The organism is Nonomuraea sp. NPDC003754 (assembly GCF_053605785.1).
The window spans coordinates 298,515-308,203 of the sequence record NZ_JBSGJX010000007.1; the positions used below are offsets into that span (position 1 = coordinate 298,515).

General features: G+C 73.0%; 8 protein-coding genes and 1 pseudogene. 5 read left to right on the forward strand and 4 right to left on the reverse strand.

The genetic code is table 11. The features are described from left to right. Window positions 1–27: 27 nt before the first annotated feature. Window positions 28–441 carry a DoxX family protein gene (locus ACWEVS_RS12285; RefSeq protein ID WP_452551329.1) on the reverse strand — a complete coding sequence of 138 codons (414 nt, stop codon included), beginning with the start codon at window positions 439–441 and terminating at the stop codon, window positions 28–30. A gap of 88 nt (window positions 442–529) precedes the next feature. Here ACWEVS_RS12285 and ACWEVS_RS12290 point away from each other — a divergent pair, with 88 nt between their 5' ends. Next, entirely contained in the window at window positions 530–1,000 is a 471-nt protein-coding gene (locus tag ACWEVS_RS12290; RefSeq protein ID WP_354906782.1) for a MarR family winged helix-turn-helix transcriptional regulator, read from the forward strand. Here ACWEVS_RS12290 and ACWEVS_RS12295 read toward each other — a convergent pair. After that, entirely contained in the window at window positions 997–2,133 is a 1,137-nt protein-coding gene (locus ACWEVS_RS12295) for an acetyl-CoA C-acetyltransferase (RefSeq protein ID WP_452551331.1), read from the reverse strand. The genes ACWEVS_RS12290 and ACWEVS_RS12295 overlap by 4 nt on opposite strands. 96 nt (window positions 2,134–2,229) lie before the next feature. Here ACWEVS_RS12295 and ACWEVS_RS12300 point away from each other — a divergent pair, with 96 nt between their 5' ends. Both ACWEVS_RS12300 and ACWEVS_RS12305 read left to right on the forward strand, forming a co-directional pair. Continuing rightward, window positions 2,230–2,895 (forward strand): TetR/AcrR family transcriptional regulator, encoded by a 666-nt coding sequence (locus ACWEVS_RS12300; RefSeq protein ID WP_354906784.1) that lies wholly within the window; start codon window positions 2,230–2,232, stop codon window positions 2,893–2,895. Further along, on the forward strand, window positions 2,892–3,617 hold the full coding sequence (locus tag ACWEVS_RS12305; RefSeq protein ID WP_452551333.1) for a DNA alkylation repair protein: 726 nt from the start codon (window positions 2,892–2,894) through the stop codon (window positions 3,615–3,617). The genes ACWEVS_RS12300 and ACWEVS_RS12305 overlap by 4 nt, the downstream gene beginning before the upstream one ends. On the opposite strand, the gene ACWEVS_RS12310 is transcribed toward ACWEVS_RS12305, so the two are convergent. Then, the gene (locus tag ACWEVS_RS12310; RefSeq protein ID WP_452551335.1) at window positions 3,559–4,392 is read right to left on the reverse strand and encodes a LysR family transcriptional regulator; all 834 of its coding nucleotides are present in this window, start codon (window positions 4,390–4,392) and stop codon (window positions 3,559–3,561) included. The two genes, ACWEVS_RS12305 and ACWEVS_RS12310, sit on opposite strands and share 59 nt — an antisense overlap. A gap of 45 nt (window positions 4,393–4,437) precedes the next feature. On the opposite strand from ACWEVS_RS12310, the pseudogene metE reads away from it, so the two are divergent. Continuing rightward, a pseudogene (gene metE / locus ACWEVS_RS12315) lies at window positions 4,438–6,577 on the forward strand (5-methyltetrahydropteroyltriglutamate--homocysteine S-methyltransferase). Here metE and ACWEVS_RS12320 read toward each other — a convergent pair. Then, a complete protein-coding gene (locus ACWEVS_RS12320) occupies window positions 6,543–8,486 on the reverse strand; it encodes a HelD family protein (protein ID WP_452551337.1) in 1,944 nt (647 codons plus the stop codon). The pseudogene metE and the gene ACWEVS_RS12320 sit on opposite strands and share 35 nt — an antisense overlap. Window positions 8,487–8,699: 213 nt before the next feature. On the opposite strand from ACWEVS_RS12320, the gene ACWEVS_RS12325 reads away from it, so the two are divergent. Further along, the gene (locus tag ACWEVS_RS12325) at window positions 8,700–9,650 is read left to right on the forward strand and encodes a LysR family transcriptional regulator (protein ID WP_452551339.1); all 951 of its coding nucleotides are present in this window, start codon (window positions 8,700–8,702) and stop codon (window positions 9,648–9,650) included. Window positions 9,651–9,689: the final 39 nt, after the last annotated feature.

The following is a 9,689-nucleotide window of genomic DNA, read 5'->3' on the forward strand; positions in this document are numbered from 1 at the left end:
CGAACGCGGCAACCCTGCGCGCAGGCCTCACGCCGCGACGGTCTCCTTCCGGCGCCGCCACAGGCCGTCGGCCGCGAGCGCTCCCCCGCCGGTGAACGCCAGCGCGAGGCAGGCCGCGCCGAGGACGAGCGGGAGCTCGATGCCGCCCTTGTCGGCGAAGAAGCCGTTGGGCAGGTGGACGAAGACGATCGCGCCGACCATGTCGAGGGCCAGCAGGGCACCCACCACCGGCAGCGCGGCGCCGGCGATGAGCGCGACGCCGCCCGCCACCTCCAGCAGGGCCACGGCCGGGGCGGCCAGGGCCGGCAGCGGGACACCGGCCTGTTCGAACATGGCGCTGACACCCGAGATGCCGATGGAGGTGAACTTCGCCCAGCCGTGCAGCAGGAAGGTGACCCCGATGGCCAGCCTGGCGAGGAGCAGCGTGATCGATCGGGCCATGGTGGATGCCTCCGTCATTGTTGTTCGGATTTGAACAATCCCATCCTAAGCAGTCGTTCAAATCCGAACAACTCATAGACTGGCGAACGTGAGCGAAACACGATGGCTGAAGGCGAAGGAGATGGCCGCCTGGAAGGCCTTCCTGGTCGCCTCGCACCTGCTGGAGAGGCGCATCGAGGAGCAGCTGAAGAGCGCGGCGGGCCTCACGCATCCGCAGTACGAGATCCTCACCCTGCTGGCGGCCACCCCCGAGCGGCGGATGCGGATGACGGAGCTGGCGCGCGGGGTGGTGGTGTCGAAGAGCGGGCTGACCTACCAGATCGCCCAGCTGGAGAAGCGCGGCCTGGTGGAGCGCACCACCTGCCCCGCCGACGAGAGGGGCGTGCTCGCGGTGCTCACCGAGGCGGGCGCGGGGCTGCTCGAGGAGATCGCGCCAGGACACGTCGAGGTGGTGCGCAGGTTCCTCATCGACCTGCTCACCCCCGAGGAGCTGGAGGCGATGACGGCGGCCATGGGCAAGGCCCGCCAGGCGATGCGCGGGCCCTCCCTGCCCTCCTAGAGGCGCTCGACGATGGCGACGTTGGCCTGGCCGCCGCCCTCGCACATGGTCTGCAGGCCGTAGCGTCCGCCGGTGCGCTCCAGCTCGTGCAGCAGCTTCACCGCCAGCACCGCGCCCGTGGCGCCCAGCGGGTGACCGAGGGCGATGGCGCCGCCGTTGGGGTTGACGATCGCGGGGTCGGCGCCGGTCGCCTTCAGCCAGGCCAGCACCACGGAGGCGAACGCCTCGTTGATCTCGACCGCGTCGAAGTCGCCGATGGACATGCCCGCCCTGGCCAGCGCGTGCTCGGTGGCGGGGATGGGCGCGTCGAGCATGACGACGGGGTTGGCGCCGCGTACCGACAGGTGGTGGACGCGGGCGCGCGGCCGCAACCCGTGCTCGCGTACGGCCCGCTCGGAGGCGACCAGCAGCGCGGCGGCCCCGTCGGAGATCTGCGAGGACAGCGCGGCCGTCAGTGACCCGTCGGGCAGCAGCGGGCGCAGCGCCGCCATCTTCTCCGGCGAGGTGTCCCTGCGCGGGCCCTCGTCCACAGCGACGCCCTCGTACGGGACGATCTGCCCGGCGAACCGTCCGGTGTCGATGGCGCGCAGGGCCCGCTCGTGCGAGGTGAGGGCGAAGGCCTCCATCTCCTGGCGGGTGACGCCCCACGAGGCGGCGATCCGCTCGGCGCCGGCGAACTGGGAGATCTCCTGCGAGCCGTACCGCGCCGCCCAGCCCTTCGAGCCGGAGAACGGCGTGTCGAATCCGGGGAAGGTCATGGCCGACGAGATCGGGACCATGCTCATGTTCTGCACGCCGCCCGCCACCACCAGGTCGGCCGTGCCCGAGAGCACCGCCTGGGCCGCGAAGTGCAGCGCCTGCTGCGAGGAACCGCACTGCCGGTCGACGGTCACCCCCGGCACCTCCTCCGGCAGACCGGCCGCGAGCCAGCAGGTGCGGGCGATGTCGCCGGCCTGGGGGCCGACCGTGTCGACGCAGCCGAAGATCACGTCGTCGACCGCCGCGGGGTCGACGCCGGACAGGACCGCGGTGATGACGTGGGCGCCGAGGTCGGCGGGATGCGCCCCGGCCAGGCCGCCGTTCTTGCGCCCCACGGGGGTCCTGACCGCGCCGACGATGTAGGCCTCGCTCATGACCGAATCCTAGCAAGCGCTTGGTTCGTAAGGAACCGCCGGTGAGCTGCGGGTGTTCGGTGAACAAGCGATTGCGCAAAGGCCCATAATGGAGGCGTGACAACGCGAAAGAACCCGACCGCCGCGCCGCCGAAGACCAAGCGCGCCGCCGCGTCGGGATCGGCCTCCGAGCGCCGTGACCACCTCGTGAAGCTCGCCGCGGAGATCTTCGCACGCAAGGGCTTCCAGGCGACGACCGTTCGCGAGATCGCCAACGAGGCCGGCATCCTCTCAGGAAGTCTCTACCACCACTTCGACTCCAAGGAGACGATCGTCGACGAGGTGCTGTCCACCTTCCTCGACGACCTGATCGCCCGCTACCGGGCGGCCCAGGAGAGCGGCGGCGACCCGCGCACGGTGCTGTCGGAGATGGTCCGCATCGGGTTCGGCACGCTGGAGCCGCACCGGGCCGCGATCACCGTGATGCAGAACGACTGGAACTACCTGCGCCAGTTCCCCCGCTTCAACTACCTCGTCAAGGCCGAGGACGACGTGGAGCAGATGTGGGTGCGGCAGATCAAGGCGGGGCAGGCGGCCGGGCAGTTCCGCGCCGACGTCGACCCGAAGCTGACCTACCGCATGATCCGCGACACGATCTGGGTGGCGGTGCGCTGGTTCCGGCCTGGGGGCAGGCTCAACACCACGGGCCTGGCCGAGCACTACATCACCGTGCTCTTCGACGGCCTGGCCACCGGCGAGCGGACCACCCAGTCCCAGGCATGAGCCTCGCCAAGGCGGTACGGCTGGCGCTGCGGGAGATCGCCGAGCCGGACAAGGCTCCGGCCATGCAGGCGTACATGAAGTCGGAGATGCCCTTCCTCGGCGTGCAGTCCGTGCCGAGGAAGGCGGCGCTGAAGCGGGTCTTCGCCGAGCACCGCGTCGAGAGCGCGCCCGAGTGGCGGCGCGCGGTGCTGGAGCTGTGGCGGGAGGCGGAGTTCCGCGAGGAGCGCTACGCGGCGATCGAGCTGTCGGGCTCCCGCCACTACCGGGATTACCAGACCCTCTACACCGTCCCGATGTACGAGGAGATGGTCGTCTCGGGGGCGTGGTGGGACCTGGTCGACGAGATCGCCACCCACCGGGTGGGCGGGCTGCTGGCCGCCTACCCCGGCGCGATGCGGCCGCTGCTGCTGGAGTGGGCGCACACGGAGAACCTGTGGAAGCGCCGCACCGCGATCCTGGCCCAGAACAGGTTCAAGGAGCGCACCGACACGGCGCTGCTCTACGCCTGCATCGAGCCGAGCCTGTCCGACATCGACTTCTTCGCCCGCAAGGCGATCGGCTGGGCGCTGCGCGAGTACGCCAAGACCAACCCCTGTGAGGTCGTCCGTTACGTCGAGGCCAAGGGCATCAGCGGCCTGAGCCGGCGCGAGGCGTTGAAGAACGTCACCGCGTCCACAACGCCTGCTGCACCGCCTGGACGAGGGCCATCAGCTCCGGCGTGACCGCCTCCCCCGCCCACGCCAGCGTGTAGGTCAGGCGCAGCTCCCCCGCCTCCAGCGGGACGAACCTGATGTCGTCGCGGCGCACGGTCCTGGCGACCAGTTGCGGGATGGGCAGCAGCCCCGCTCCCGCGGCGACCAGGTCGAGCGCCGCGGCGAAGTCGTCGTCGGCCACCTGCCGGTGCCTGCCCGGCAGTCCCGTCCAGCGCCCGCCGGGGATCAGCACGTCACGGCCGCCCAGCTCGGCGGCCGTGACCCTGGACCGCCACGCGTGGTCCACCGGTACGGCCAGCCGGTCGACGCTGACGTGGAACCGGGCGCCCGTGACGAACCTCGGCGGCGCGGGAACGGCCACGATGGCCGCCGACGCCTCGCCCGCGTCCAGCGCCTTCGCCGCCGCGCCGCGCCCGGCCGCCAGGAGCTCGACCGCGATCCCGCGTCCCGCGAGCCTCCGGGCGATGCGCGCCACGAGCGGCCCCGCCAGCGGTGGATAAGCCAGATGGATGACCGGCCTGGCCAGCCGGGCCGCCTCATGGCCGAACGACCGCACGCTGTCGAGCACCTGGTGCGCGGGGCCGAGCAGCGCCGTGCCCTCGGGAGTCAGCCGTACCGCCCGGGCCGACCGGTCGAACAGCCGCACGTTCAGCGCCTTCTCCAGGCGGGTGACGGCCTGGCTGACCGCGGGCTGCGACATCCCCAGCTCGGCGCCCGCACGGGAGAAGCTCCGCAGCGCGGCGACGCGCTCGAAACACTGGATCTCCCGAAGCATAAGCAGCATCAATTCATGATGCACCCGGGCCGGCCGTCCGTGTTCGGTGGGCCCATGACTTCTTTTCCTTCGTCCACCGTCCTGGGCTATCCGCGGATCGGGCCGAACCGCGAGCTGAAGCGGGCCCTCGAGGCGTACTGGGACGGGCGCACCGGCCGCGCGGAGCTGGAGCGGGTGGGCGCCGACCTGCGCGAGCGGACATGGCGGCGGCTGGCCGAGCTCGGGCTGGAAGGGCTGCCCTCCAACACCTTCTCGCTGTACGACCAGGTGCTCGACACGGCGGTGCTGCTCGGCGCGGTGCCCGAGCGCTACAGGGACGCCGAGGACCCCTATTTCGCGATGGCCCGCGGCACCCGGGACCTGGCGCCGCTGCGGATGACCAAGTGGTTCGACACCAACTATCACTACATCGTGCCGGAGATCGGGCCCGGCACCGTCTTCAAGCTGGACGCCGCCAAGCCGCTCGGCGAGGTACGGCAGGCCAGGGCGCTCGGGTTCGAGACGCGGCCCGTGGTGGTCGGCCCGGTGACCTTCCTGCTGCTGGCCGGCGCGCTCGACCGGCTCGACGAGGTGCTGGACTGCTACGAGGAGCTGCTGTCGGCGCTGGCCGCCGAAAGGGTGGCGTGGGCGCAGCTCGACGAGCCGGCGCTGGTCGGCGACCGGACTCAGGCCGAGCTGGCGGCGGTGCGGGCCGCCTACGACCGCCTCGGGTCGGCGGCGGCCAGGCCTGGCCTGCTGGTGGCGAGCTACTTCGGCGACCTCGGCGAGGCGCTGCCCGTGCTGGCGGCCACGCCCGTCGAGGCGATCGGGGTGGACCTGGTACGCGGCGGCCGGGTGCCCGCGCTGCCGGGCAAGACGGTCGTCGCCGGCGTGGTGTCGGGGCGTGACGTGTGGCGGACCGCTCCCGCTGGGGCGCTGGAGGCGCTGCGTGCCGTACGGGCGGAGCGGGTGGTGGTGAGCACCTCGTGCTCGCTGCAGCACGTGCCGTACACGGTGGCGGTGGAGGACGAGCTGGCGCCCGAGCTGCGCGAGCGGCTGGCGTTCGCCGAGGAGAAGGTGGCCGAGGTGGTCACGCTGGCGCGGCTGTTCGCCGAGGGCGCCACCCCGGCGGCCGAGGAGAAGGCGGCGCCGCCGCGCCGGGAGAGCGCCCCGCCGCCCGCCCGCAGCCCCTACCCGGTGCGGGCCAGGGCACAGGCCGAGCATCTCGGCCTGCCGCCGCTGCCGGTCACCACGATCGGCTCCTTCCCCCAGACCGGCGAGCTGCGGGCGGCCCGCGCCGACCGGACGCTGCCGGTGGCCGACTACGAGGCACTGGTGGAGAAGGAGATCGAGCGCGCGATCAGGCTCCAGGAACGGCTCGGCCTCGACGTGCTCGTCCACGGCGAGCCCCGAGCGCAACGACATGGTGCAGTACTTCGCCGAGCACCTCGACGGGTTCGCCGTCACCAGGCACGGGTGGGTCCAGTCGTACGGCTCGCGCTGCACCAGGCCGCCGTTGCTGCACGGCGACGTGCGCCGGCCCGCCCCCATCACCGTGCGGTGGGCGGGCTACGCGCAGTCGCTGACCGGCAAGCCGGTCAAGGGCATGCTGACCGGGCCGGTCACGATCGTGGCGTGGTCGTTCGTCCGCGACGACCTGCCGCTGCGCGAGGTGACCTGGCAGGTCGCCGACGCCATCGCCGAGGAGGTGCGCGACCTGGAGGCGGCGGGCATCTCCGTCATCCAGGTGGACGAGCCGGCGCTGCGCGAGCTGCTGCCGCTGCGCGCGAGCGGCCAGGCGGACTACCTGGAGTGGGCGGTGGCCGCCTACCGCAGGGCCACCTGTGTGGCCGCCGACCGCACCCAGATCCACACCCACCTGTGCTACTCGGACGCCGACCAGATCCTGGCCGCGATCGACGGCCTGGACGCCGACGTGACCACGATCGAGTCGGCCAGGTCGGGAGCGCGCATCCTGGGCGGCGTGGGCGGCTACTCCCGCGGCCTGGGGCCGGGCGTGTACGACATCCACTCCCCTCGCGTGCCGGCCGAGGACGAGGTGGCCGCGCTGCTCAGGGCCGCGCTCGAGGTGCTGCCCGCCGAGCGGCTGTGGGTGAACCCGGACTGCGGCCTGAAGACCCGTACCTACGAGCAGGTCGAGGCGTCGCTGGCCAACGTGGTCAGCGCGGCCCGCGCGCTGCGCCGGACCGGGTGACCGGCAGCGGCCCGATCACGTCGAGCCGCGAGACCGCCCGGGTGAGGGCCACGTAGAGGCGGTTCAGGCCGCGCGGCTCCGCGGCGACGATGGCCTCGGGGCCGACGACCACCACGTGGTCGTACTCCAGCCCCTTGGCCATGCTCGCCGGCACCGCCGTGACCCTCGCGCCGGGCTCGTCGACCGGCGCGAGGTCCACGCCCGCCGCGCGCAGCCGCGTCACCAGGCCGGGCAGGTCGCGGTCGGCCGCGATCACCCCGATCGAGCCCTCGTGCGCCATGGCCGCGGTGACGGCCGCCGCCGCCTGGCCGGCCGGCCGCAGCAGGAGCTGTCCCTCCGTCCGGAAGGAGCGGGTGCGCGGCACGTCGGCGCCCAGGTCGTCGAGCAGCCCGTTGGCCAGCTCGACGACCGCGGCGGGCACCCGGAACCCGGTCGTCAGCGCGATCACCGTGGCGTCCGGCTTGCCCAGGTTCTTCAGCTGGTCGGCCCAGTCGGCCGCGGCCCACGGCGTGGTGCCCTGGGCCAGGTCGCCGAGCACGGTCAGCGAGCCGTACTCGCTCCTGCGGGCGATGGCGCGGCACTGCATCGGCGACAGGTCCTGCGCCTCGTCCACGATCACGTGCCCGTAGCCCTTCGGACGGTCGAGCAATCCGTCGAGCTCGTCGATCAGCACCGCGTCCGCCGCCGTCCAGCGCGTGCGCGCGCGGGTGATGACCTGCTGCTCCCCGGCGGTGAGGATGCCGTCGGCGGGGCCGCTCGGGTCGGCGAGCAGCCCGGCCAGCACCTCCTCGGCCTTCACGTTCGGCCACACGGCGTCGATCGCGGCCGTCACCCCTCTGGTCATCGCGCGCGTCCAGGCCGCGGTCGCGGTGCGGCCGCGCAGCTCGGCCTGGCGTCTGACCAGCGCGACCGTCTGCGACAGCACCCGCTCCCGCCCCGTCCGGTACGGCAGCGCCGCCCGCCGCGCGTCGTCGACGATCCGCCGCAGGTCCTCCTGCTGGACCCGCCACACGAAGGCCCCGTCGCGCACCGCCACCGGCTCGGCCGGCTTGGCGATCCGCCCGTACAGCGCCTTCCTGAGCACCGCCGCCATGCGCTCGTCGTGCTTGACGGTCGCGGCCTCGACGGAGTCCGTGCCCGTCACGCGGACCCGCTGGAGCAGGTCGTCCACCGTCGTCTGCTCGACGTCGACCTCGCCGAGGGCGGGCAGCACCGCGCCGATGTAGCCGAGAAAGGCCCTGTTGGGGCCGAGGACGAGCACGCCGTGCCGGTCGAGCCGCTGCCGGTGGGCGTAGAGCAGGTAGGCGGCCCGGTGCAGGCCGACGGCCGTCTTGCCGGTGCCAGGGGCGCCCTGCACGCAGATCGACCGGTCCAGCTCGGCCCTGACCAGCTCGTCCTGCTCGGGCTGGATGGTGGCGACGATGTCACGCATCGGCCCGACCCTGGGCCGCTCGATCTCGGCGGCGAGGATCGCGCTGGCGGCCTGGGGGCGGCCGTCGAGGTGCTCGTCCTCGAAGCCGGTGAGGGTCAGGTCGGCCCAGCCGTACCTGCGGCGCATGCGGACGCCGCGCCTGTCGCCCGCGTGCGCGCGGTAGAAGGCGGTGGAGACCGGCGCCCGCCAGTCGATCACGAGCGGCGGGTGGCCGGTCTCCCCCGAGATGTGGCGGCGGCCGATGTGGTGGCGGCGGCCGTCCTCGAGGTCGAGGCGGCCGAAGAAGGGAGGTCCGTCGGGGGCCTCGCTCAGCTCCTTGGCCAGGCTCTTGAGGTGGCGGCCCAGCCGCTCGGCGCTGTAGCGGTCGCCCGCGACGGTCTCTCCCACGATGACGGTGTCGCGGGCGCCCTCGAGCATCCGCTGGAGCCCTTTCCTGCAGTCGCCGACATAGGCGCGCTCGGTCTCGAGTTCGGTCATCCCATAAGTGTAACTCAGTTACGTTTTTAACTCGGTCACGGAAGCCAGGGGCCGCCCTGCGGAAGCGAGAGGAGCGTGAAGGCCTGTGCCGGGGCGAGCCCGAAGGAGCGGAAGAAACGGAGAACCATGCCCTCCAGGCTTCCGCCGAACCGCACAGGGCGTCCAACACCTTTGCCGTCCGGATTAACGCCTTTCTGTGGTTAATCTTGGGCGGTGGACATCAACCCCCGGCTCCTGCGGGTGTTCGTCGCGGTCGCCGAGGAGCTCCATTTCGGCCGTGCCGCGGCCCGGCTCTACCTGGCGCAGCAGGCGCTCAGCCGCGACGTCCGCCGCCTGGAGGAGCACCTGGGCGTGGTGCTGTTCACCCGGTCGACCCGGCAGGTCCAGCTGACCGAGGCGGGCGTCAGGCTGACGCCGCTGGCCAGGCGGCTGCTGGCCGTCCACGACGAGCTGGTCAGCGCGATGCGCGGGGCCGCGGGGCCGCTGCTCGTCGACCTCAACAGCCCCGGCGCGGCGCTGCCTCGCTACCTGGTCAGGGCGCGCGAGCTGGCGCCCGAGGCGGAGATCGTGGCGCGCTTCCACGGCGGGCTGTCCGCCGGGGCGGCGGCGATCCTGGCTGGCGCCGCCGACGTGTCGTTCGGCCGCTTCGCGGGGCTGGCGGCCGAGACGCGGGCGCGCCTGGTCCAGGTGCCCGTCAGGCTGCACCCGATGGCGGTGATCCTGCCCGAGGGGCACCCGCTGGCGCGGCTGGAGCAGGTGCCGCTCGGCGTGCTGGCCGGCTACCCGCTCGACGTCATGGGCGGCAACCCCAACACCACCGAGTGGACCGACCTGGGCACGCTGCTGGCCGAGGAGTTCGGCCTGACGGTCGCCGAGCCGCACGCGCCCCCGATCGGGCTCGAAGAACTGCTGGTCTACATGCGGCGGCACGGCGAGGCGGTGCTGACCAGCATGGGATGGGGCGAGATCGACGGCGTCACGGTCCGGCCGCTGGTCGACCCCGTGCCGCTGTCGCTGGTCAGCCTGGTGCACCGGCCTGGGCTGCGGCATCCGGGGCTGACCGCGCTCTTCCGGGCGGTCGCCGAGGAGGAGGGGTGGATGCACCGCCCGGCGGGCTCCTGGCTGCCCGCCGCCGACGAGGCGCTGCTCGGCGCGGGGCGGTGAGCGGCGCGGGGCGGTGAGCGGCGCGGGGCGGTGAGCGGC

Excerpts from the sequence above, each read along its gene's own strand:
- ACWEVS_RS12285 (WP_452551329.1), bottom strand. The coding sequence starts at position 441 with ATGGCCCGATCGATCACGCTGCTCCTCGCCAGGCTGGCCATCGGGGTC.
- ACWEVS_RS12295 (WP_452551331.1), bottom strand. The coding sequence starts at position 2,133 with ATGAGCGAGGCCTACATCGTCGGCGCGGTCAGGACCCCCGTGGGGCGC.
- ACWEVS_RS12305 (WP_452551333.1), top strand. The coding sequence starts at position 2,892 with ATGAGCCTCGCCAAGGCGGTACGGCTGGCGCTGCGGGAGATCGCCGAG.
- ACWEVS_RS12310 (WP_452551335.1), bottom strand. The coding sequence starts at position 4,392 with ATGCTGCTTATGCTTCGGGAGATCCAGTGTTTCGAGCGCGTCGCCGCG.
- ACWEVS_RS12320 (WP_452551337.1), bottom strand. The coding sequence starts at position 8,486 with ATGACCGAACTCGAGACCGAGCGCGCCTATGTCGGCGACTGCAGGAAA.